The organism is Trichococcus palustris (genome assembly GCF_900114465.1).
GTDB lineage: Bacteria > Bacillota > Bacilli > Lactobacillales > Aerococcaceae > Trichococcus > Trichococcus palustris.
This window is the reverse complement of the sequence record NZ_FOTD01000001.1, coordinates 281,299-304,030: the sequence shown is the minus strand read 5'-3', so window position 1 is coordinate 304,030 and position 22,732 is coordinate 281,299. Positions and strand designations below refer to the sequence as shown.

General features: G+C 43.4%; 23 protein-coding genes and 1 pseudogene. 20 read left to right on the top strand and 4 right to left on the bottom strand.

Annotation, left to right across the window (positions count from 1 at the left end):
- The first annotated feature begins 243 nt into the window (after positions 1–243).
- Positions 244–1,380: an AAA family ATPase gene (locus BM101_RS01260; protein ID WP_087031650.1), complete on the top strand. Its 1,137-nt coding sequence runs from the start codon at positions 244–246 to the stop codon at positions 1,378–1,380.
- A 54-nt stretch (positions 1,381–1,434) separates the two neighbouring features.
- Here BM101_RS01260 and BM101_RS01255 read toward each other — a convergent pair whose 3' ends face one another.
- A complete protein-coding gene (locus BM101_RS01255; protein ID WP_218149852.1) occupies positions 1,435–2,190 on the bottom strand; it encodes a Mut7-C RNAse domain-containing protein in 756 nt (251 codons plus the stop codon).
- Between the two features lie 222 nt (positions 2,191–2,412).
- Here BM101_RS01255 and BM101_RS01250 point away from each other — a divergent pair, with 222 nt between their 5' ends.
- Both BM101_RS01250 and BM101_RS01245 read left to right on the top strand, forming a co-directional pair.
- Complete coding sequence (locus BM101_RS01250) at positions 2,413–3,267, top strand: aldo/keto reductase (RefSeq protein WP_087031647.1); 855 nt, start codon at positions 2,413–2,415, stop codon at positions 3,265–3,267.
- 74 nt (positions 3,268–3,341) lie between these two features.
- Positions 3,342–3,743, top strand: coding sequence for a hypothetical protein (locus tag BM101_RS01245; protein ID WP_087031644.1), 402 nt, complete (start codon positions 3,342–3,344; stop codon positions 3,741–3,743).
- A gap of 68 nt (positions 3,744–3,811) precedes the next feature.
- On the opposite strand, the gene BM101_RS01240 is transcribed toward BM101_RS01245, so the two are convergent.
- Positions 3,812–4,528, bottom strand: a complete 717-nt coding sequence (locus tag BM101_RS01240) for a M50 family metallopeptidase (RefSeq protein ID WP_087031641.1) — start codon at positions 4,526–4,528, stop codon at positions 3,812–3,814.
- Between the two features lie 275 nt (positions 4,529–4,803).
- On the opposite strand from BM101_RS01240, the gene BM101_RS01235 reads away from it, so the two are divergent.
- The 10 genes from BM101_RS01235 to BM101_RS01190 all read left to right on the top strand — a co-directional run bounded on the left by BM101_RS01235 (position 4,804) and on the right by BM101_RS01190 (position 16,558).
- The gene (locus BM101_RS01235) at positions 4,804–6,273 is read left to right on the top strand and encodes a HAMP domain-containing sensor histidine kinase (RefSeq protein ID WP_087031638.1); all 1,470 of its coding nucleotides are present in this window, start codon (positions 4,804–4,806) and stop codon (positions 6,271–6,273) included.
- Between the two features lie 5 nt (positions 6,274–6,278).
- Complete coding sequence (locus tag BM101_RS01230; protein ID WP_087032106.1) at positions 6,279–6,983, top strand: response regulator transcription factor; 705 nt, start codon at positions 6,279–6,281, stop codon at positions 6,981–6,983.
- 239 nt (positions 6,984–7,222) lie between these two features.
- Positions 7,223–7,876 (top strand): TVP38/TMEM64 family protein, encoded by a 654-nt coding sequence (locus BM101_RS01225; RefSeq protein ID WP_087031635.1) that lies wholly within the window; start codon positions 7,223–7,225, stop codon positions 7,874–7,876.
- Between the two features lie 40 nt (positions 7,877–7,916).
- On the top strand, positions 7,917–8,444 hold the full coding sequence (locus BM101_RS01220) for a phosphatase PAP2 family protein (protein WP_087031633.1): 528 nt from the start codon (positions 7,917–7,919) through the stop codon (positions 8,442–8,444).
- A gap of 196 nt (positions 8,445–8,640) precedes the next feature.
- On the top strand, positions 8,641–9,840 hold the full coding sequence (locus BM101_RS01215) for a glycosyltransferase family 4 protein (protein WP_087031631.1): 1,200 nt from the start codon (positions 8,641–8,643) through the stop codon (positions 9,838–9,840).
- Between the two features lie 203 nt (positions 9,841–10,043).
- Complete coding sequence (locus BM101_RS01210) at positions 10,044–10,538, top strand: DUF2127 domain-containing protein (RefSeq protein WP_177194313.1); 495 nt, start codon at positions 10,044–10,046, stop codon at positions 10,536–10,538.
- A 468-nt stretch (positions 10,539–11,006) separates the two neighbouring features.
- Positions 11,007–11,834: a COG4705 family protein gene (locus tag BM101_RS01205; RefSeq protein ID WP_087031625.1), complete on the top strand. Its 828-nt coding sequence runs from the start codon at positions 11,007–11,009 to the stop codon at positions 11,832–11,834.
- 842 nt (positions 11,835–12,676) lie between these two features.
- Positions 12,677–14,182: a glucosamine inositolphosphorylceramide transferase family protein gene (locus tag BM101_RS01200; RefSeq protein ID WP_143084399.1), complete on the top strand. Its 1,506-nt coding sequence runs from the start codon at positions 12,677–12,679 to the stop codon at positions 14,180–14,182.
- A 737-nt stretch (positions 14,183–14,919) separates the two neighbouring features.
- Positions 14,920–15,747 (top strand): FTR1 family iron permease, encoded by an 828-nt coding sequence (locus BM101_RS01195; RefSeq protein ID WP_087031619.1) that lies wholly within the window; start codon positions 14,920–14,922, stop codon positions 15,745–15,747.
- 484 nt (positions 15,748–16,231) lie between these two features.
- A complete protein-coding gene (locus tag BM101_RS01190; protein WP_143084398.1) occupies positions 16,232–16,558 on the top strand; it encodes a hypothetical protein in 327 nt (108 codons plus the stop codon).
- Between the two features lie 100 nt (positions 16,559–16,658).
- Here BM101_RS01190 and BM101_RS14600 read toward each other — a convergent pair whose 3' ends face one another.
- Both BM101_RS14600 and BM101_RS14205 read right to left on the bottom strand, forming a co-directional pair.
- Positions 16,659–16,871, bottom strand: coding sequence for a zinc ribbon domain-containing protein (locus BM101_RS14600; protein ID WP_425445259.1), 213 nt, complete (start codon positions 16,869–16,871; stop codon positions 16,659–16,661).
- Positions 16,847–17,212 (bottom strand): annotated as a pseudogene (locus BM101_RS14205) (RNA-guided endonuclease TnpB family protein); the annotation flags it as partial. The gene BM101_RS14600 and the pseudogene BM101_RS14205, both read right to left, overlap by 25 nt.
- Before the next feature lie 354 nt (positions 17,213–17,566).
- Between BM101_RS14205 and BM101_RS01180 the strand changes: the two are divergent.
- The 7 genes from BM101_RS01180 to BM101_RS01150 all read left to right on the top strand — a co-directional run bounded on the left by BM101_RS01180 (position 17,567) and on the right by BM101_RS01150 (position 22,724).
- Positions 17,567–18,181: an anthranilate synthase component II gene (locus BM101_RS01180; RefSeq protein WP_087031614.1), complete on the top strand. Its 615-nt coding sequence runs from the start codon at positions 17,567–17,569 to the stop codon at positions 18,179–18,181.
- Entirely contained in the window at positions 18,162–19,544 is a 1,383-nt protein-coding gene (gene pabB, locus BM101_RS01175) for an aminodeoxychorismate synthase component I (RefSeq protein WP_087031611.1), read from the top strand. Before BM101_RS01180 ends, pabB begins: the two co-directional genes overlap by 20 nt.
- The gene (locus BM101_RS01170; RefSeq protein WP_087031608.1) at positions 19,541–20,335 is read left to right on the top strand and encodes an aminotransferase class IV; all 795 of its coding nucleotides are present in this window, start codon (positions 19,541–19,543) and stop codon (positions 20,333–20,335) included. Before pabB ends, BM101_RS01170 begins: the two co-directional genes overlap by 4 nt.
- Before the next feature lie 378 nt (positions 20,336–20,713).
- On the top strand, positions 20,714–21,145 hold the full coding sequence (gene queD / locus BM101_RS01165) for a 6-carboxytetrahydropterin synthase QueD (protein WP_087031605.1): 432 nt from the start codon (positions 20,714–20,716) through the stop codon (positions 21,143–21,145).
- Between the two features lies 1 nt (position 21,146).
- Positions 21,147–21,812, top strand: coding sequence for a putative 7-carboxy-7-deazaguanine synthase QueE (gene queE, locus BM101_RS01160; RefSeq protein ID WP_087031602.1), 666 nt, complete (start codon positions 21,147–21,149; stop codon positions 21,810–21,812).
- A gap of 3 nt (positions 21,813–21,815) precedes the next feature.
- Positions 21,816–22,427, top strand: a complete 612-nt coding sequence (gene folE, locus BM101_RS01155; RefSeq protein ID WP_087031599.1) for a GTP cyclohydrolase I FolE — start codon at positions 21,816–21,818, stop codon at positions 22,425–22,427.
- Positions 22,428–22,472: 45 nt separating this feature from the next.
- Positions 22,473–22,724: a hypothetical protein gene (locus tag BM101_RS01150; RefSeq protein WP_087031596.1), complete on the top strand. Its 252-nt coding sequence runs from the start codon at positions 22,473–22,475 to the stop codon at positions 22,722–22,724.
- The last annotated feature ends 8 nt before the right edge of the window (positions 22,725–22,732 follow it).

Below are 22,732 nucleotides of genomic sequence, written 5' to 3'. Positions count from 1 at the left end.
TCGCATGGATAGAGGTGGGCCGGAAATCAGGGGAACTGATTTCTGGCCCACCTTATTTTTTCTCAAAGATGTCCTGATGTATTACAATAAAGAAAAGGATTGTTAACCAAGCTCTTATTGAGAAAGTACGCTAGTGCGGAACGGCTGCAGCTACCACTCTATACTGAAATTCCCTGGTGTAAGAGAGCTCGTTAGGATTAGGATAGGCAGATAAGGCTGGTCGGGAAAAAAGGGGGTATTTTAGTGGGCAATCTATATAAGGACAAGTTGAAAGGGACCCGTATCGGGATTGTTTTCGGTACTTTTGTGCCGTGCCATGTTGGACAATTAGAAGTAATCATGAGGGCAAAAAAGGAAAATGATGGCTGTGTCGTTATTGTGAGCGGCTACCAAGGGGATTTTGGGGAACAGTTTGGGCTGGATGTCTATCGGCGTTTCCGTTACATGCGCGAATTGTTTGCGAATGACAATCAGATCTATGTCGTGATGGCGGATGAGACTGACATGCCAAAACAATCTGAAACGTGGCGACTTTGGTTAGAAATAGTGGAAGGAAAAATCCAAGCGTCCCTCTACGATTCCGCAGCTAAAAAAATTTGGTATGTCGGTGAAAGAACATATGCCGAAGAGGTAGACAAGCTGACGGAAAATGAAGTCGTTTTGGTGAACGAATCGGTGTATCAGGTTTCCGGAGCGGGAATTCGCGAAAATCCGCTGAAATATTGGAATGCCATCGCACTACCTTTTCGCAGAGCCTTCAGCAAAAAGGTCTTGGTGCTGGGTGCGCCGAGCGGAGGAAAGACGAGGTTGGTTGAGGATTTGGCTAAAGTGTACTCGTGCCCCTATAGTTTTGAATTTTCGCGGAAATACCAGGAAGAGTCGAACGTGAATGATTTCGAACTGGATGGCATGGACTACCAACGCTTGGTTACGGGCCAGTTCCAGTTGAACCGCGATACGATAGCCAGCCGTGCCAACCAAGGCTTGGCGATTTTGGACACGGATGTGATGGTGACGAAGGTTTATGCGCGCCTGGGTGTTACGGACGATGCTTACGCTATCACAGAGACGGAATACCGAGTGGTCGAGCAGGCGGCCGACGCTTTCATTTCGCGCCAACAATGGGACTTGATTTTGTTGGTTCCGCCGACAAAGAAATACGTCGATGACGGATACCGCAACATGGAATACAGTGAGGATGTCTTATTGCGGACTATTCACGAAATGATGCTGGAGGAAATAGAGAAGAGCGGAAACCTCGGGAAAATGGTATTGCTGGATGCAAAAGGAACCGCAGAAATAGATGAATTCGGCTATTACGCGCGGTACAAACAGGCTAAGGGACTCATCGATCAGATGATGGGTTACATTGAAGTGTGAAATGATTCCTCTCCAAGTTGAAAATGACGGGAAGAAAGCGAAAAATCTGCACCCTTAGCTGTGCAAATTTTTCGCTTTCAAGTGCTGAATAAAATCGTTCATGTGATGATAGTGCGTCCCCTTCCAGTAGATTCGTCCGCACCCTGGGCATTGATAAAATTCATTCAGGGATTCCCGCACCATCTCTGGTAGGCGGGATAAGACTTGCTCCTTGGGAATGGGACGCAAAACCCCATTGCACCGCAAACAGCGCTCGAACGGTCGGAGCCGGTCGAAAAGGTTGAATCGGTTCAACACTTCATTCAATTGTTGGGTCGGGTCCCAGGACCGGATGCAATAGCCGTATACCACTTTTTTCCTTTTCAGCAATTCCCGGTCGACCGTAAGCAGAATCCTTCGCTCAGCGGAAGATTCTTCCGCGAGTTGATTGTCTGATACATTCTTATCATACTGGGCGTCAAATCCGACCATGCGTAAGAGCGAAGCCAACTTGCCGAGAGGAGCATCCACGGTGAAGCGGAATTCGGACAGCGAAGCCGGTTGCATGCGGCTCACTGCCGAGACGTCCAGCTCTTTAAAATGCGGATAGACGGCCACCCGTTCACCGCCGCACAGCTGACGGGAAAAATCGGATGATTTCCCGTCGATCAGAATCAGATCCACCTCGGTATGAGGGACCCCCAGCGTCTCAATCAGGTCCTTTACGGAAGGCTGGCCATAGAAAAAATGGCTGAAGGCAAGCTGCCTGCGGTTTTGAGGGAGGAAGTCATTCAATTCCGCATAAAATCGTATCGTAATGCAGTTCATCATCGCTATCACTCCTGTTGGGCAGACTTGCAATAGCTTGCCCTTTTTTCTGATTTCATTTCTGGGCGGTGTCCAGCCAAAATAAAATACTTGTATTGTCAGTTATATTTTATCATGCTTAGAATAATATCGGTCTTTAAGGGAATCCAGTGTTGAACATTCGCTATGTACGTATATGCTATACTATTTGTAAAAATAAGTGAAATCAGATGATGGGGTGTACAGATGGAGATAGTTTCGTTATCAAACGGAGTAAAAATGCCGTTGCTGGGATACGGTACCTGGCGCAATAAAGTTCCCGAAGAATGTGTACAAGGCGTAAAAGATGCCCTCGCAATCGGCTTCCGGCATGTCGATTGCGCAAGCGCGTATCTGAATGAAGAATTGGTCGGGCAAGGCATTCGTGAGAGTGGTGTTCCACGCGGGGAACTTTTCATCACGAGCAAATTAAGGAATGCGGCCCATGGGTACAATAACGTCAGACGGGAAGTCGAAGCATCGCTGCAGCGATTGGGAACGGATTATCTGGATTTGTATTTGATCCATTGGCCAGTCGTCGAAGGACACGGCGAGGATTGGGATTTAGATAACGCAGAGACATGGCGGGCTTTCGAGGAATTATATGACGAAGGACTGTTGAAGGCAATCGGCGTCAGCAATTTTTCGATTCCTCATCTCCAAAATCTGATGGATCACAGCCTGATAACGCCGATGGTCAATCAATTATTGATCCATCCGGGCGTTTTGCAGCAGGATACCGTCGCATTCTGCAGAAACAATGGCATCGTTGTCGAAGCCTATTCGCCGTTGGCGCCACTTAAAGTGTTGGCGCATGACGAACGCGTACAGGCAATGGCACAAAAATACGGGAAATCCGCTGCGCAAATTTTGCTGCGTTTTGATGTTCAGAACGGGATTGTGCCTCTGACCAAAACGGTCCATAAAGAACGCATGGCGGAAAACATTCAAATCTTTGATTTTTCGATCGACGACGAAGATATGAGGTATCTGAACCACTGGCAGCATCCTGATTTCAAAGAACCGGACAACAGCCATGAACGTCCGCCGCAGATCAATTAGCAGTGACTTAGGGAACGCGTGGCGAAAGATTGAGCAGAGAGCCACAGCAATAAAATGTATAGGAGATTTAAACAATGTTTCATAAAGAAGAGATTATTAAAAGTGTGTTAGCATTATCTTTCCGGCCGCAAGACTACTGTGTCATCACAGGCACTGCTTTGGTGATGCAAGGCGTCAAAGCAGAAACAAAGGATATCGACATGAGCTGCAGCAAGGAAGCTTTCCAATCTTTGCTGGATCAAGGCTATCCCGTCAAGCAAGGCGATTTTGCGCGCAAGGTGGTCTACAGCGAGGACATCGAGATTTTTGAAGATTGGCATCGCGGCGCCATCACATCGATAGACGGTGTATCGGTTGCCAGCTTGGAATCCGTCATCCAGATGAAAAAACAGCTTGGACGCGAGAAGGATCAGTTGGACATTGCCAGAATCGAAGGATATTTACGGAATGAGAGCAAAGGGACACCTGAGCAGTGATACGTAAAAAAAGGCGTCAGCCCCGTAAAAACAAGGGTGTCGCCTTTTTTTGCTTATGCCAAGTCTCCTCAAAGGAGGGCAATATTTGAAATCCAGTAATATGAGAAATAGGCTCCCACCATCACAGCTAAAAATAGGATCTTCCAAATGACCGTGGGAATATAGGTATCTTTCGCTAAAGAAGAACCGTCCCAATGTGTGTTCGTCTTCAATCTCAGAACGATAAAGATTTGATGTGCCAACCCGGCCATATACCAAATGATGAAAACAGCCGTGATGGTGTCAAAGGAATGGTAAATGGTCAACAAAATATCCAGGTTGTTCTGGTATAGATAAATGCCCGAAGCGATGACCGCAAAAATGATCAGGTTTTGCCAGAAGCTCTTGTCTGCGGCCAACAGATTCGTCATCAGATAAATAGCCAAGAAAAGTGGGATGATCAAAAGGGTTTGGCCATTCAAAACCAAGCAGGTAATCAACAAAAAGAACAACGATTGGGATACGTAGCCTCCCAATGTACTGAAAATGGAGCCCAACTTATGCCGGTTCCCAATGATTGCTTGCCCTAACAAGCCCTCGCTCATAACGATTGAGGGGATAATGTTAAATTTCACCGATTTGATGTTGCCGCCCCATAAGCGAGCGGTTAATGCATGGCCGCATTCGTGGACGATGACATTCGGTAAGTCCATATAAATCCCTAGAGTATACAAAAAAAGACCCTTACCTAAAAATGTAAAGCCAGCTATTCCGATGAATAGCCCCATTAATATTGCTGTATTCATTTCTATTATATATTCTCCTTTTATCGGTTGTTCTGTCGTATCGTCGTCGACGGAATCTGTTCAGGGAATCCCATCTAACAATCTAGTCTTTCGCAACTCAAGTGGACTAGAAACAATAGTATATACTGAAATCATGAATTTATTATGAAAACCATCGATTTTTAATGTAAGTTTATGAATTGTTAATAAATAGTTGCTATACTGTTAAGGTAAGGATTTAGGGAGGCAAAGAAAGCCATGCCCGTCAATATTTACACCCTGAATGGAGAAATGACATGAGAAAAAAAACAATGAGAAAGAAATTGTTCCTCTCGAATTTAGTGATGGTAGCCTTTCCGGTTCTGCTGATGGCGACTTTTGCATGGGGCTTTTTGGAGCTTGTACAGAATGTTATCATACCAAGTGACACCAAGATTGCATCCGTCGAAAATTTGGTTACGAGCGTGGAAGCGACTTTGGATGCTGTGGATGTGAAAATGCTTTTGACGGATGTGCAGGCACAAAATGATTTGGAGCAGCGCGCCAAAAAGGACGGCTACCATGTGATGGCATTGAATCAGGATAACATTGTTTTTTCCAATCTTGAAAAAGATGAAATCAGATATTTGAACAAGTACGTCAATATAGACAAGTTAAAGAATAAAGAACGGGATACGTTCATTCAGCGAATCGGAGCTACCATCGTGATTCGGACGATTGAGCAAAATGGCCAAAAGATAGTCTTTATTGCCACCGGATCAACGGAAATGGGGATCCTAGGGAATTTGAATTTTGGGTCCTTGGTCACGATAGGCGCCTCTGCAATTGCGATCGTCGTGGCAGCCATCCTTGCCATAATACTTTTCAGCATGTTTTTATCACAGTTGATGACAAGGCAGATCATGGCACCGATTCAAAGGTTAGCTGATGGCGCAAAACGAATCCAAACGGGCAATTTTGATGAAGAAATTACCGGAGTGGAAGAAGAGGAACTCAAGGATGTCTGCGATTCCTTCAACAGTATGCAAGTCCAATTAAAAGCTACGCTTGAGCAAAATAAAAAATATGAAAAAGCCCGGACAGATATGATTTCGGGAATATCCCACGATCTACGGACCCCCTTGACTTCTGTTAAGGGCTACATCAAAGGGTTACAGGACGGAGTGGCAAACACTCCGGAAAAAAGAGCGAAGTATTTAGAAGTAGCCTATCGCAAAGCTTGCGAGATGGATATACTCTTGCAAAAACTATTTTTTTTCTCGAAAATGGAAACAGGCAATATGCCGCTCCATTTCGTGGAGACGGATCTGGCTGCATACTTAAAGGGATTTGTGGATGCGTTCAATATCGAAAAAGAAGAAACGCACGCTGAAATCGAGTGGGAAAGTTCAGGGAGGAACCATCTTGTCCAAGTGGATTCCGAACAGATGCATCGTGTCCTTACCAATATTGTCGAAAACAGCATCAAATACCGCAGGAAAGACCGGTCACAGATTAGGTTCAGCTTAACCTCGCAGGCAGACGAAGAAGTGCTCATTATCCAAGACGATGGTGATGGTGTGCCTGCTGAAAAACTAAATCAGTTGTTTGAGCAATTCTATCGTGTCGATGAAGCCAGAAATACAAAAAAAGAAGGCAATGGGCTGGGCCTCTATATCGTGAAGTATATTGTCGAGCAACATGGAGGTAGCGTGAAGGCCGAAAATCACGATGGCCTTCGGATTACTATTACACTGCCTAGGGTAAAACGGGAAGGGAAAGGGTGAGCGAATTGGCCAAAATATTACTTGTTGAAGATGAAGAAGAAATTGCAATGTTAGAACGGGATTATCTGGAAATCAGTGGCTACGAAGTAGACATCCTTTCGGACGGGTTTCATGCAGTTGAAAGGGTTCTGAAGGGAGATTATGACCTGCTTATTTTGGATTTGATGCTGCCGGGTAAGAGCGGCTACGACATTTGCCGTGAAATCAGAGACCAAGTCGATATACCCATCCTGATGGTAACGGCTAAAACGGAATCGGTCGATAAAGTGAGGGGCCTCGGTTTGGGGGCCGATGATTACATCGCAAAACCGTTCGATCCTGCCGAATTGGTTGCCCGTGTGAAATCGCATTTGAAAATGTATGAGCGTTTAAAAAATGCCGGCCGTGACGAAAGAACGGAAAATGAAGAAGGCGTTATTCGTGTAGGAAATCTGCGCATCATGACAAAGAGCTGGAAAGTCTATAAGGGTAATCAAGAAGTGAAATTAGCGAATAAAGAGTTCGAGTTACTGTCGTTTCTAGCGAGCAATCCGAACCGCGTTTTTTCGAAAGAGCATCTCGTTGAAAAAATATGGGGGTATGATTATCTTGGCGATGGTGCGACCGTTACGGTACATATTAACCGCATACGAGAAAAAATCGAAGAGGACAGCAGCAATCCTAAATATATCGAAACCATCTGGGGAGCAGGGTATCGATTTAATGCGTAAAAAGTATGGTTTCAGGCTATCGAAAGGGTCGGGAAATGGCACATGAAATTTTTCGGCTCTTTTTTGGTTGTCAGTTTGCTGAATTTATGAATTGTTTAGAATTTTCGCATGGTTTGTTTAGAACGCTACGCTATATTAATAGAGAACCAAGGAAAAAATTTACTTGAAAGCTAAGATAATGAATCCATTTGGATATCCCGTTTAAAAAATAAAAAAGTTTTCTGGAAAGGATGAGTATGATGAACGCAAAAGAATTGGCGGTCACTCCGAAAGAGTCTGTGGTTGTTGGCTCCAAAAATAAAGCAGTCCAAGATTGGCTGTTCAAAAATAAAAACAGCATTTCGATCATTGGTGGCATACTGTCAATTTGCTTCATCATCTATGGATGGAATCTTGGCATCTTTACTTCTGCAGCAAAAATGGCAGCTTGGTTAGGGAATTACGGCGTTGTCGCAGCCCCTTTGCTGTTCATCTTGGTACAGGTGATCCAAGTGGTGGTCCCAATCATTCCTGGAGCACTCGGCTGTGTACTGGGGGTCGCTATGTTTGGCCCGATCAACGGATTTATCTATAACTATGTCGGTATTTGTTTAGGCTCAATCATCGCTTTTTTGCTTGGCCGCGCTTATGGACCAGATTTCATTCGAAAGGTGACAGGCGAAAAATTTTATGACCGTTACAGCAAATATTTGGATTCCGATCACGGCTTCGATAAAATGCTGGCTACCTTGATTTTCCTGCCGGTGGCACCGGACGATCTGCTTTGCTATTTGTCAGGCATCAGCACGATCTCCGCCAAGAAGTTTTCAGCAATCATCGTCTTTGCAAAGCCTTTTTCCATCTTTCTTTATAGTATGGGCCTAAACACCGTCCTACAAGCGTTGATCAAATAATCTTGTCTAAAAAAACAGCATTGCAAAAGGAGCCTCTAAAATGGAACTTTCATTTTTAAATACTCTACAGAACCTCCATACCCCGTTGCTTGATCAGATTATGGTGTTCATCACAACTTTAGGGAACGGGGGGATGGTCTGGATTGCCTTGTCCATCGTTTTGCTGGTCATTCCAAAATATCGGATATATGGCCTGACGATGCTGGTGGCCTTGCTTATTTCTTTCATTTTTGGTAATGTCATTTTGAAGAATATTGTGGCAAGACCTAGGCCTAGTTGGGTTGACCCCAGCGTCAAACTCTTAATACCCAACCCGAGCGATTACTCTTTCCCGTCCGGGCATACGTTTACGTCCTTTGCTTCCGCGGGTTCCTTATTTTTATACAACAAGAAATCGGGAGTAGCCGCAATCGTTTTAGCTAGTTTGATAGGATTCTCAAGAATGTACCTATACGTACATTACCCATCTGACGTATTAGCCGGGGCATTATTTGGGTTAGCTGCTGCAGTAGCTGCTTTCTACGGAGTACAGTATATTACCACACGATACAAAATGAGCTCCAAATAATAAAATTCATATGCATGAGTGATCAGGAATGAATACCGCCAAGAACGAATAGGGACCACTCGAAATGGAACAAACGAATGTTCTTCTTTCAAGGATAGGAAAGATTCCTATGATACCATTCAACAAACTGCGGTATTTCCAAATGAAATCCCATAGGTTTGTATATCAGCTCATGCGGAAGAGTTAAGGAGATAATATGAAAATTCTGATAGCCACAGATTGGTATTCGCCTACTGTAAATGGAGTCGTTACCTCTGTTTTAAATTTAAAAAAAGAATTATTGCAAAAAGGTCATGATGTCAGGGTTTTGACATTGAAACAGCGCAGTTCATTGGCATATACGGACGATGCCGTCTATCATGTCCCCTCTGTTAGTGCCGGCAAGATTTATCCGGAGGCACGCTTCATGCGGACGATGGGCGGTGCAGAGGTGAAAGAAATACTGGACTGGCACCCGGATATCATCCATACAAATTTCGAATTCAGTACCTTTGTACTTGCGCAGCGGATAGCAAAGCAGTTGCATATCCCGATTGTTCATACCTACCATACGGTCTATGAAGATTATACGCATTACTTTTCGCCGAATCGCACGTTCGGAAAAGTAACTGTACGCAGGCTTTCCAAAAAAATCCTAAGCAAAACAGACGCAGTGATAGCCCCTAGTGAAAAAGTGAAAAGCTTGCTGGAAAGCTATGATGTGCAGAAGCCAATCTATACGATTCCAACAGGGATTGATTTGAAAATATATTCGGAACAAGTTGGCAAAAAACGGATTGATGAGTTGAAAAGTCGATTGGCCATCACGGAAAACGATTTTGTGGTCCTTTCACTCGGAAGATTGGCAAAAGAGAAAAATGTTGATGAACTTATTCATAACGTGGCCGAAATGGACTCGGAAAGAATCAAAATGGTGATTGTAGGCGACGGCCCGGATAGGGAAAGACTTGAAAACCTTGCAAAAGAATGCAATCTGGCGAACAAAGTCATATTTACGGGGATGGTTGAGCCTGATAAAGTAAACGAATACTATCAACTGGCCGATGTTTTCGTGAGTGCATCCACCAGCGAGACTCAGGGCTTGACCTATATCGAAGCCATCGCTAATGGATTGCCTGCAGTGTGCAAAAAAGATGCTTGTCTTGATGGAATCATCTTTGATAATCAGAACGGGATACAGTATGAGGACCAGATAGGGTTTGCGGAATTCCTCAGCAGATTGATGGAGAATCCAGATTTGAAAAACATGATGGCAAAATCATCTCGCAGGATAGCGGCTTCCTTTTCAGCCGAGGTGTTTGCCGACCAAGTCCTAGCAACTTACAACGAAACACTGAAAGATTACAATCAAGAAATGGTACTCGAAAAGAAAGAAGCAGTAGACATGACTCTATAGATTTGCAAGCGAAAAGGACAGTGGCAGGCAACGGAGTCAATGGCCTTTTCTTTTTTTTAATCGGTATCCGACCACGCATGAATCCTCAATGGTAATTGGAGCAAGGGAGTAAGGAACGATAGAAAAAATCCACGCCGGTAGCCTTAGAGGATATAATGGACTATAATTTATAGTAGCAGGGTATGGATGAAAGGGAGAGAGCTATGGAAAAACCGCTTAATAAAAATAAGGTCATCAACATCGGTTTTTATATTGGCTTGGGCATTAAGGCCATCAATGCGTTAATGGAATTTACTGGTGGCTTTTTGATGCTTACGCGAAGCCATGAACAGCTTAATCGCCTCATCCATCTGATCGCACTTCCTGAGTTGAGAAAAGATCCCAATGATGTCGTGATGAATTATTTCATTGTGATTGTTCAAAATCTTTCAATCAGTTCACAACATGCGGTTGCGATTTATCTGTTGCTGCATGGTGCAATCAAGTTGGCGGTGATCGGGCTGCTGTGGAAAAAAATAATGTGGTCTTACCCCCTTGCGATGTTTGTATTCGGACTGTTTGTTGCCTATGAAACATACAGCTATCTGAACACCCAGTCAGTGCTTTTGTTGCTGACAATCATCATAGATGTAGCAATCATCATGATGATTGTTTTAGAATACAGACACTTGAAATCGGAAAAGGTAAATATCGGTTAAAAATACTGATGCAATGACAGGGATCAGGGCTGCCGAGAGGAAAAGCGCACAGTAACCTTATGCAAGTCCATAAGAACGCTTTAATCCCTAAAAAGATTAGGCTTTTCAAAAGAGCCGAGAAGAAATTCTCGACTCTTTTTTGGCATTTTTTTTGTGGTGTTTATAGATTGTTTAGAATTTCAGCATGTTTCGTTTAGAATGCGACGATATAGTAGTGGAGGAACAAGAAGAGACTGCTTGGCAACCTGGATTCCCACCAACACGTAACTAGGAACAAGTGAAAAACCCGTCAAATTAACGTTTGGATAGTATTTCAAGGCTTAATCCGCCTAGTTATGTATTTTACACATAACTAGGCGAAAACACAGTGATATCAAGGGTTTACCCGACCTAGTTACAACTTTTCCGGGAATGCAGGTTGGCAAGCAAGGTTAATAACAAGTACAAATAAGAGAGGTGTGCGCAAAAATGAATCAAAAAAACAATATGGATAACCAACTAGTTTTTGAAGATGCATCAGCGGGTTCTTCACTTGCCGAAAAGATGCTCAATAAGGTTCCGGAGGTAACCATTTTCTTTTGGATCATCAAAATCATGGCTACAACAGTGGGCGAAACAGCAGCTGATTTCCTGAGCGAAACCCTTAACCTAGGCTTGACAATCACTACCATTATCATGAGCATATTCTTGATAATCACGCTGTTCTATCAGTTCAAGGCGAAAAAATACGTTCCTAAAATCTACTGGCTTACAGTAGTGCTGATCAGCATTGTGGGGACCTTGATCACGGATAATCTCACCGATAATTTAGGCGTTTCCTTGGTGACGACAACAATTGTTTTTAGCATAGCACTTATTACGACCTTTGTAGTTTGGTACAGGAGTGAAAAGACATTGTCCATCCATTCCATCCATACGGTCAAACGCGAAATTTTCTACTGGTGTGCCATTTTATTCACCTTTGCATTAGGGACTGCGGCAGGGGATCTGATATCAGAGGGACTTGCCATCGGCTACTGGAAAGCTGCGCTTATGTTCGCAGCACTTATCTTGATAGATTTCTTGGCATATTACCGCTATAAGCTAAATGCGGTGCTAGCTTTCTGGATCGGCTATATCTTGACCCGTCCCTTCGGCGCATCTTTAGGGGACTTCCTGTCACAGCCCCATGCTGATGGTGGGCTTGGCCTTGGTACGGTAGGAACGAGCGCCCTCTTTCTGCTATTCATTCTAAGCATCGTTATCTATTTGACTAAGACAGAAAAAGATAAAATCAAAAAATCAGCAAATTATTAGACACGCAACTCTCCATAACAAAAATGACATTGAGACAATGAAGATTGAAAAAAACGTTTTTCTAAATGAGCTATACCATATAACTAAAACTTCGCAGTTGCATAAACGGCGAAAATCATTGTAGTAGCAAGCTTCATAAGTACAAAGAAGGGTAATTTAAACTGCTATTGCTTTTTTTGGGGGCAAAAATTAAGCAATTCCCCAAAAAGGAATTAAAAAATACGTTAAAGTGACTTTTAGTCATCAAATATTCCTTTTTAGGCGATTTTCCATTGCTAAAATCACATATTGTGTTAAAATAATGCCCAAATGGGCACATACAGCATCACAGGATAGCCCCCACGACAGGAAACTGGCTAACGGAAGATTCTTTTGCACACTTTAAAAAAGCCTTCAATAGGCTATCGTTTCCCGCACAATTGAAGGACTTCCTCTTCGCTTAAAGACACGTTAGTAGAAACTAACACGAAATAAGCTTTACATTTATTACGATTCCGTACATAGACGAGTTTGACAGGCAGCCTGGATCCCCGCCAACATATAACTATGTAGGCGGGGGATCCAGGCTGTATAGACTTATTGGAATTGCAGACAAAGATATCATACAAGCTTCTCTAAGCCTTTATGTGAAAAATTATTAATGTATTTATTATTGCAGTATTTACATTCCTTGAAAACACTGCAATAATAGTTTGTTCCAATTATTTTGAATGTATAGTTTGCAGAAGTATAACTATAATGATAACGAGTATATTTGCATTATTACTAAATTACTTATTTTTGAAAGAACATACAATATCTTTTATCGAGGAAATAAAAAAATTTTTAGTGAGGAAATAGAAATGTTAAAAATTGGATTAATCATACCTTCTGACTATATGGTTCCAGTGTGGTTTCAATTACTGGTGAATAGAATTATTGATGAGAACATAGGGAGAATTATTGAAGTAAGAACTATTCCGAAATCAAAGACGCACCATATTGATAAAAATTTTTTCTATAACTTGGATAATTTTTTGTTTGAGAATAGTGTAAAAAAAGGAAAAAGAATAAATTTCCTTAAGAAGAATAAATTAAATTTAGGGAGAGTCCCCTTATTTGATGGAGATAACAAATCAGAAAATACAGCGGATTTATTTTTGTCCTTAGAAAAAATGCAAATAATAAGAGATGATAATTCAAATTTTGGATTATGGGAATATTATATTGATGATTGCAATATTAGTGATATTTATTTTGGTTTAAGGTCTGTCGCTAATGAATCGTCCATTTCTGTTAAAGTTATGAGCCGCTTCGAAAGCGGGAATATGTTGATTGTAGATGCCAGGGTGAAAAATGCTAGATCTTTTATAATAACAAAGAATATCATCGCAGAGAAATTAATTGAGCTTACAATACAAGCATTAAAAAGGGTTATGATATCTGGTTTAGATAATTATACAAAAAATGAAATCTATCCGACTTGTTTGCATAAAACGAATAAACTTTACTGCAAAATATTTATCAATGCAATACTAAAAACCTTAAATAAAAAGAATATGGCAGAGACTGAATGGTTTTTGCTTTTGGGCAAAAAAGGAAAATCATTCCCGGTAAATGAGGCTGGGTTACAGTACATTTACCAAGATTCTAGCGTTTTTTTTGCGGATCCATTCCTTTTTCAACATGGAGACCAAACATATCTTTTTGTTGAAGAATTTCATTTTAGCAATAGTAAAGGAGTCATAGCTGTTCTAAAGAAAAATCATGATGGTGAATATATAAGAATCGGAACTGCTTTGGAGAGGCCGTATCATCTTTCCTACCCGTTTATTTTTAGATACGCCAATGAAATATATATGATACCAGAAACTAGTCAGGCAAATACTGTTGATTTATATAAGTGCATTGATTTCCCTATGAAATGGGAGAATACCAAAACCATTTTGAGTAATGTTAAAGCTTGCGATACTACATTATTATTTCATGATAATATTTGGTGGATGTTTACAAGCATTGAAAGAAATGGCTGGGGATATGATGAACAATTATATTTATATTATTCAGATGATCCCATTAATGGAAAATGGGCGGAACATCCACTTAACCCCATAGTAATGGATACGAGATATGCAAGGATGGCAGGGAACATTATTATTAAAGAAGGAAAATTAATTCGCCCTGCACAGGATTGTTCTAAAGTATATGGCGATGCAATCAATTATATGGAGATACAAACGTTGACTAAAGAAGACTACAACGAAAAAATAGTATTCGATACCACACCAGAAAAAAAATATTTAGGTATACATACGTATAATGAAATGGATACTGAGTTTATTATTGATGTTAGAAGATACAAAAAGTAGTGCTAAAAATCCTTTAAAAACTGCCCCGAATAACGAAGTGATGTAAAATAAAGGGTCCTGTCCTGCTTCTCAACGCTTGATGAAACAAACGCCATTGACGGCTCTTGACAACCAATGCATTGGTTGTCAAGAGCGGGCGGTATACTCTGCAAACGTTAATTTATTAAACTTTTAAGGCTCCACGTTATAATCTTAGCGGGAATGCGGGTTTTATGGCTAAACACGGCAGGCAGCTCACTCAGTTTAAGATTTAGGTATGGTGCCATCTCGATGCTGGATGGATATTAGCCAACGGTGTTATTGATTCTTGTATCAAAATGAATGATAGGACAACCGCTAATATAGTGAGGCTAACTTTCAAAAATCAGGAAACGACCGAAACGATTACTGGCAGTCCCACAAATAATGAAGAAAATATATTTGTATCCTTTCCTTGGCAATACTGACGTGTTGTTAAGGATTTTTTTGTTGGCCTGAATTTTTGAAAAAAATAATGGGAATACCGATGCAGTATGCTTGAGTATAATGATTGCTATATGTTGATTTATTGGAGAGTCAGACTCCACGGAAAAAATTGACTTCCCTAAAAATATTCCGATATTTTATTAAATATACACCCGAATATTTTCATTGACAATGTGGACAGGTAAAGTCATAATAATGTAAATGAGAATCTTTCTCATTGCAATTATGGAATAAAAAGAAATAGGCATAGATACATTCAAAGGAGGATCATTATGGATACATTTTTGCCCGCGTTTGTCATGGGCTTCAGGGAAGGCCTCGAAGGATTCCTCATCGTTAGCATCATTCTTCAATACTTAAGGAAAAGCAAAAATGAATATTTGCGGAAAAATGTTTACTTCGGGACGATCAGTGGCATTGTTGCTTCTCTTGGTATTGGGGGCATTCTTTACATTCTATCCAAAACGATCGACAGAATGGAACAAGTGTCAAAATTATGGGAGAGTGGCTCAAGTTTCGTCGCGTTGGGATTGGTGACTACGTTCATTTACTGGATGATTCAGCACGGCAGAAACATGGTCTCGACAGTGGAAAGCAGTGTCAGCCAAAATCTGTCTGCCTTTGGTATTGCCAGTGTTGCCTTCATAATGGTGGCGCGTGAGGGGGTAGAGGTTGCGCTCTTTACTTTTGCCGGACAGTACGCCATCGCAGCCCTGTTTGCGGGTATCGCGGCAGCGTTTTTGTTGACGATCCTTATCAATCACTCGCTGGTGAAAGTTAATTTAAGGATTCTGTTCAACATCACCTTGGCGTATCTGATTCTGCAAGCTGGCTTTTTGCTCGGTTATGGAATCCATGAGGGGTTGTCTGCGCTGGGCTCAATAAACCTATTAGCCAATGATAGCCCGCTGTTTATAAAGGCTTATGATCTATCCGAAACCATTTTTTACCATAAAGAAGGGCTAATAGGCCTGCCTATGTATGTCTTATTCGGATGGCATTCGAAACCGGAGATACTTCAATTTGTTATGCAATACCTATACACTGGTTCGCTTTTTTATCTTTGGCATAGGGAAATAAAAAAAGGAACCGGTAAATAATTTCAACACATATGGATGGAAAAAAATAGGACAGGACGAAATCGCACATTGATTTAGGTCCTGCCCTAATTTTTTTTGTTTCTGCCATGTATTTCTTTGAGGCAGCCGCTGCTCAAAGGTTTTCGCAACCATAAGCACGCTTGAACAAACAACCTCGGTAACAGCAGAATCCTTGAGGATGAAGCCATCGCTCACACAATCAGGATTCTTAAGTGATGATATTTATAGGAAATAGTGTAAAATAGATATAGGATAGGGTTAGGAAAGACGTGGGAAGTACCAACACTAAATTTCCGACTGAATGCCATTTTGGGGATAGCGATAAATCCTGCCAACTTGATGGAAAGGAGCCAATTCAAACAGCGCAGGCTGTTAGCGATGAGCAGAAATCGAAAAATATCTAGGACTATTTTCAAGGAAATCCACAAGACAATTGAACAATTTTGAAGTTTACTGCTACCAGATTATAGGATGGAGAATGATCATGGATAAATTAGCTAGCTTGTTGGAAACAGAATTATCAAATAGGATGGAAAATGATGAGTTTTTTGTTTTGAATGATTGGTTCATGTTCCAATACAATGTACCTTTGACTGTCGCTAACCTGGTTCCGTTTATGAACAAACTGTTGGCCACGATCCCCAACACCCCTTACTACTTCAAGGAAGAAGCCTTGACTGGGAAATTGGCCAAAGATTCCGATTACATCATCTACAACAAGGAAGCTCCCAAAGAGCACATTAAATTTGGCGACATTGTAGCTCAAGTTGTCTCGGACATTTCTGGGGAACCCTACAAAACGCTTGTATAATACCCTAAAGAGAAAGTAACAAGCTAAAAGTTTGAACTACCCCCACCTACGCATTCGCTTAGAGGTGGAGGATTCCTACGAACACCGAAGTATCCCTCAGTTAATTGAGTAGGCTATCCCCGCAGATTCCTGCGGTTAGAAGCCTTAAGGCTTCACTCTTGATATTGATGCTTGCGTTCAGATCCCGGTCATTGTGGGTGTGGCATTCCGGGCAATCCCATTCACGTCTTTGCTTTGGTATCCGCAGCCGGAACACAGTTGGTTGGACGGAAAGTTTCGGGCCGCCGCAATAATCTGCTTGCCGTACCAGCACGCTTTATATTCCAGCATGGCCCGGAATTTGGACCAACTGGAGTCGCTGATGGCTTTTGCTAGCTTGTGGTTCTTGACCAGGTTGGAAACCTGCAGATCCTCGATGCCGATGATGTCGTGGTTTTTGACGATTTCGGTCGATATTTTCTGCAGGTAATCGGTTCTGGCATTGCTGATTTGTTCATGGATTCCGGCGACTTTGACGCGTTGCTTCTGATAGTTTTTCGATTCGGACAGAAAGTGATTGAACACGAAACAGGAGCAGCCAATGGTCTTCCCAATCAAAATCCGTTGCTCCTCCGAGGGATAGAGTCGAAACTTGTGCGCTTTGTGGATGATCATGGCGCTTACCTCCTTATATCATACATCATACACGAACGTGCGTTCGTTATCGAGTGTGAAGTTGTAGGAAGGGCAAAGATTTTTAGACAAACAAATAGGCTGACGCCTACCGACATTCATCTCCCGCCTACTCATTGGGCTATGCCCGCATCATTCCTTGAGGCGGGAGTCTTCTGTCGGATTGAAGATAAAAATGAATGATGATTTAGATAGGCGCTTGCTGGTTATGCCAGTAAGCGCCTATCTATATTTTTTTTTGTGATTTTTTAAAGCCAACATTTCTCCTCGTGCCGTTAATCTGATAGAATAGACAAAGCAATACGCAGGAAAAATTTCGCAATCAATGAGGTAACTATGATACTTGTAATAGATAACTACGATTCCTTCACGTACAATCTGGTCCAATACTTGAAACAGCTGGACGATGCGGTTGTGGTGAAGAGAAATGACAGCATAACAATGAATGAAATAGAGGAACTGAAGCCGATGATGATCTTGATTTCACCGGGGCCTTGCACCCCAGAAGAAGCCGGCATCAGCCTGGCTGTCGTCAAGAAATTTAGGGGTAGGATTCCGATTCTGGGCATCTGTCTGGGTCATCAGACGATAGCAAGCGTGTTTGGTGCGCAAATCGTAAGGGCAATCCAGCCGGTCCATGGAAAGGTCCATTCAATCACTCATATCAACAAGGGTGTCTTTGAGGGGCTGCGAAATCCATTGCCTGTCACGCGATACCATTCACTGGTGGTCGAGAGAGAAAGCGTTCCAGAAGCTCTTGAGATAACGGCTTGGACCACGGAAGGCGAAATAATGGGGCTGTTGCACCGCGATGAGCTGATCGAGGCGGTACAGTTCCATCCTGAGGCCATTCTGACGGAGCACGGATTGGATATGCTCCGCAATTTTTATGGAAGAGTACAACAGTATCATGAGGAAGGGGCAATTCGTTATGGGAAAAACAGCAACTGATGTTGTGGTAAAGGAAATCGATACGACCTTATCCAGCGCGGAATTATTTTCGCTGTTCAAGGATAGGGAACACTGTTTTTTCCTCGACAGCGGTATGGATCCCGAAAAGCTGGGACGTTACTCCTTCATCGGTTTTGATCCGGAAACGAAATTGACGGTCGAAGTTGGGGGAAATCCATTTGACAAGTTGAAAGCGTTGCTTGCGGATTATCACTTGGATTATGAGGTGGAACTACCGTTCATCGGTGGCGCTGTAGGCTACCTCGGCTATGACCTGTGCCACCATGTGGAACGGTTGCCGAGAACGGCAGTCGCTGACGTTCAGATTCCTGACTGCTTCTTCGGCATCTACGACGGTGTCATTGCGGTGGATCACCTGTTGGATAAGGTCTATGTTGCATCCCCGGGATTATTTGGTGATCCGGCAGAATGGGTAGCGAAGGTGGAACGGGAAATCCTGACTGGCGCGGGCGACGTCATGACCTCTGTGGGTTTCCCGGCGGTGGAAGCACGGCCGAGAAAGCAGTTAACTGGCAACATGCCGAAGGAACAATATTTGAGAGCCATCGATACCATCAAAGACTACATTCGGTCCGGCGATATTTACCAGGCGAACATGACGCAGCGATTCCAGTGTAAGACAAACGAATCCCCTTATGCGCTGTACAACAAGCTAAGGACCATCAATCCAGCACCTTTTGCAGCCTATCTCGATTTCGGCAGCGGCCATCTTTTGAGCAGCTCGCCGGAGCGGTTTCTGCAGATCAGGCAAGGCAAGGTGCAGACGCGGCCAATCAAAGGAACCTTGCCAAGAGGGGCCACGGAGCAGGAGGATCGCGCAAACAGCCAGCAGCTTTTTGAAAGCGAAAAGGACCGATCGGAACTGCTCATGATTGTGGATCTTATGCGGAATGATTTGGGCAGGGTATGCAAAACCGGGAGCGTTCAAGTGACGGAGCTCTTCCATATCGAACCCTACAGCACGGTCTTCCAACTGGTTTCCACAGTAGAAGGGGAGTTGGAGGAAGGGGTTCACGCCGTGGATTGCATCAAGTTGGCGTTCCCGGGCGGCTCCATCACCGGCGCTCCCAAAATCAGGGCCATGGAGGTAATCGATGAAATCGAGCCGACGCAGCGGAACGCCTACACCGGCTCCATCGGCTATATCGGCTTCAATGGAGATGCCGATCTGAACATCGTGATCCGGACAATCCTGCAGAAGGATGACGACGCCTATTTTCAGGTTGGCGGCGGAATCGTCTGGGACTCGGATCCGGAATCGGAATATCAGGAAACGATCGTGAAGGCGAAGGCGCTGATGGAGGCATTGCATGCCGAACTGCCGGTAGGAGATGGAAAATGAAAATATTTATGAACGATGCCTACATCGAAGAAAGCGAAACGCGTATCACCCCGTTCAGCAATGGCTTCATGTATGGATTTGGGGCTTTTGAAACGATCAGGGTGCGCAACCAGCAAGTGTTATATTTGGGCCAACACCACAAGCGCATGGTGCATGCCTGTTCGGTGCTGAGCCTGAAGCTGCCGTACAGCATCGAGGAATGTGAAGCTATCATCGGGAAATTGCTGAGGCTGAATGTTGTTGCGGACGGATTTGTGAAAATCGTGGCCAGCCGCGGCAATCAGGACAGAACGGACGTCATCTTTTTGACGGGCACGAAGGTCTACAAAAAGGAGTATGAAACGGGACTCAAGCTATGCCTGGCGGAATCCAGAAGAAACGAGCATTCAAAGCTTGTCGGCATCAAGAGCATGAACTATGCCGAAAACATCATGGAAAAGGAAAGGGCGCTCCGTCTCGGCTTCGACGAAGCAGTCTTTCTGAATACGGACGGAAAGGTTGCTGAAGGCTGCGTATCCAATGTCTTCTGGGCGAGGGCGGGCATCGTCTACACGCCTTCCATCGGTTGCGGCATCCTGCCTGGAACCGCAAGGGAACGCACAATCAGCCTTTGCGCTGCTCTTGACATCCCTATCCGAACGGGCGCGTACAACCTTGAGGGGCTTTTGGATGCGGACGAGGTATTCGTCACCAATTCGCTCATGGAAATCATGCCTGCCCGATCGGTGGGTGACAGACAGTTCGATATTAAAAAGTATGAAGTAGTGCCGCGGCTGACGGAAAAGTGCTGAAATGAGGAACGGAATGAATGAGAACACAAGCTTTAAATAATCGGGAGCGGGAACTTATTTCATACCGTTTTTTATTCCAGGACAACTTGACTATCCATTTTCCCTGTAGTAGTCTGTATAAGTAGCGAAAACAGAATAAAGACAGTTCGTAACCATCCTGTCTATAATCAAAACTAGGACCTGACCGCTAAAAGCAGTGGTCATTTTGTTGATGGGCATTCTATGCCCTTTTTTTGTGCAAAAAAATATAAAAATGCTATGTATATATTTCAAAGCCATTAAAGACAAGGTCAGTTCTGGGAATGACGGATAGGCACAACGGCATCAGCGAATGCAAGTAGGCATTAACTGCTGCAGGACAACCTTAGGAGGAGAAATATGTATATTTTAAAGACAGAACATAGTTTTGACAGTGCCCATTTTCTTGCTGATTATGACGGCAAATGCGGGAACATCCACGGTCACAGATGGCGGGTTGAAATCGAGGTGCAGTCAGAAGAACTCGTTGCTTCCGGCCAATTAGGCGGAATGGTAGTGGATTTCGGCGATTTGAAAAAGGATCTCAAGGCTGCCGTGGATTATTTTGACCATTCGTTGATCATCGAGCAAGGAACCATGAGGGAAAAAACATTGCAATGCATCAAGGAAGACGGATTTTCCGTCATAGAGTTCCCGACCCGACCGACAGCCGAAAATTTCGCTGCCCATTTCTATCGAACGATGGCGGGCTTGGGTTATGACGTTAAGAGGGCGATTATTTATGAAACGCCGACAAACAGCGCAACCTACGAAGAAAGCGGGGTTAAATAAAATGGTCTTACAAGTAGTCGAAAAGTTCGTCAGCATCAATGGCGAAGGCAGCAGGTGCGGGCAATTGGCAACATTCATCCGGTTCGCAGGGTGCAATCTGAACTGCGGTTATTGCGACACAGCCTGGGCGAATGACAGAAAAGTCGCTTTTGTTCCGATGTCAGCCGAGGAAATTTATGGATACATCAAGGACACGAAGGTCACCAACGTAACCTTGACCGGGGGAGAGCCGCTCTTGCAGAAAGACATCGGAACACTTTTGGCGTTGCTGTCAAAGGATCCGGAGCTCTATGTCGAAATCGAAACGAATGGCAGCGTATTATTGAGTAAATTTTCGGATTTGGAAAATCCCCCTAGCTTCACCATGGATTACAAGCTTCCTTCCAGCGGTATGGAGAGGATGATGGCTTTGGACAATTTCGATCATCTGACGAACAATGACACCGTCAAATTTGTATCGGGCAGCTTGGAGGATTTGGAGAAAGCCAAGGAATTGATCAACAAGTACAAACTGACTGAAAAGACCAACATCTTCATCAGCCCCGTGTTTGGGGATATCCAGCTGGAAAGCATCGTGGATTTTATGAAGGACAACAATATGAATGGGGTTAATATGCAGGTGCAGCTTCACAAGATTATCTGGGATCCGAACGAGAGAGGAGTGTAGCAGATGGCGATTGATGTACAAGCAATTGAAGAGCACATAAGGGGAATTTTGATTGCCCTGGGTGACGATCCCGAAAGAGAGGGCCTCAAGGATACGCCGAAACGTGTAGCCAAAATGTATGAAGAGGTCTACATGGGGATGTGCTACACAAATGACGAAATTTCTGAAATGCTCAATACCACTTTTGAGGACGATTTAGCTCTAAATAATAACGGCAATGATCTTGTTTTCATGAAGGATATCGAGATATTCAGCCATTGCGAACATCATTTGGCCTTGATGTACAACATGAAGGTAGCGGTGGCGTATGTTCCCAAACAAAAAGTCATCGGCTTAAGTAAAATAGCCAGGATAGCGGATATGGTAGGACGCAGGCTGCAACTGCAGGAAAGGATCGGCAGTGATATAGCGGAAATACTGCAAAAGATAACCGAATCGGAGGATGTAGCCGTCCTAATCCAAGGCGAACACGGCTGCATGACCACCCGTGGCATCCAAAAACCGGGCACGAAAACCATAACGACTACCCTGAGAGGCCGTTTCAACACCGATCACCTGTTGAATAATAAGTTGATGATGCTCTATACGAAAGATAGCGCTAATCAACGGGCATAAGGAAAATAAAAGCAAACGGAATGATAACAAAAAAGCCATCCCTGAATGGCTTTTTTTGTTGCCAGGAAGGATGTGCTACCCCAAGACGCTCGTATTCCCTCTGATATTTGTAACGGCTTAAACCGCTTGCAAAAAAATGGCATTGCCAATAGGCCATATTCGTCTATAATAGATAAGGATGAAAAAACAGATTGCTTGCTCTGGAATAGGGAAGAAGTTGAGGTAGAAAGCTTATCTCTGCCTTTCTATCTGCCCTTTCCAGAAATGCATGCGAGGAAGAAAATACGGAAACAATAAAACCGGAG